General features: G+C 31.7%; 1 protein-coding gene. It reads left to right on the forward strand.

What is annotated here, in order from left to right:
* Window positions 1-38 precede the first annotated feature (38 nt).
* Window positions 39-1,013, forward strand: a 975-nt coding sequence (locus tag I6E24_RS16405; RefSeq protein ID WP_235329773.1) for a glycosyltransferase family 2 protein, incomplete at its 3' end; no start/stop codon positions are given.

The raw sequence follows: 1,013 nt of genomic DNA on the forward strand, positions 1-1,013 counted from the left end.
TACTAGTATTTAGTAACAATTTAATATGGTTTAAAATTATGAAGTTATTATCATTAGTTGTTCCAACATATAATATGGAGAAGTATTTAGCAAGATGTTTGGACACAGTAACAGATGCTAAAGTTCCATCCACATTAGAGGTAATCGTTGTAAACGACGGAAGTAAAGATAAATCTCTTGAGATAATCCGCAGCTATGAAAGGAAGCGTCCGGACATAATAACAGTTATCGATAAACCTAATGGACATTACGGCTCATGTATAAATGCAGCGCTTGCAGTAGCTAATGGTAAATATTTTAGAATGCTGGATGCTGATGACTGGTTTGATACAGATGCTTTGGTAGAACTATTAAAACGTTTGGAAACCTGTGATACAGATCTGTTTGTTACATTGAGAACGGAGTATAGAGTAAAGAATAATGGAAGTGTTGAGATAAAAAAATTCCCTTTCAGTACAGTTGAATACAATAAGATCTATCAAATGCAGGAGTTTGAAATTGAACCTCATGTTGTAGGAAGAGAATTCAATATGCATAGTATGGCTTATAAGACAGAAGTCTTACGTAAGGTTGGATTAAAGCATATTGAAGGAATATGTTATACAGATATTCAATATTGTTTTCTTCCAATAGATAGAATCAAAGATTTTATTGTATTTGATTTGTATTTGTACTATTATTTTATCGGGCGTGATGATCAGTCAACTAGTGCTGTTTCGTTGTTAAGAAACTATCAGCATGTAATCAAGGTCATTACTTTTGTGCTTGATTATATGGATAAATCATATAGTAATAATAGTGAGATAACTGTTTCAAATCAGAGATATTTCCTTTCGGAAATCTACAATATGTTCATTAATAGTCTTAGATGGCACAAAACACTTACAAAGGAAGAATATTCTGTGGTTGAGAATATTATATCCAGAGCCGAGAAATACAAGGCAGAAAGTAAGATAATGAAGAAATTCTATTTTAGACTATATAAGGTGATAAAAAATAGAGCAGTTCTGAAT

Origin of the sequence: Bacteroides caecigallinarum, from assembly GCF_021530995.1 — a bacterium.
GTDB classification, from domain to species: domain Bacteria; phylum Bacteroidota; class Bacteroidia; order Bacteroidales; family Bacteroidaceae; genus Phocaeicola; species Phocaeicola faecigallinarum.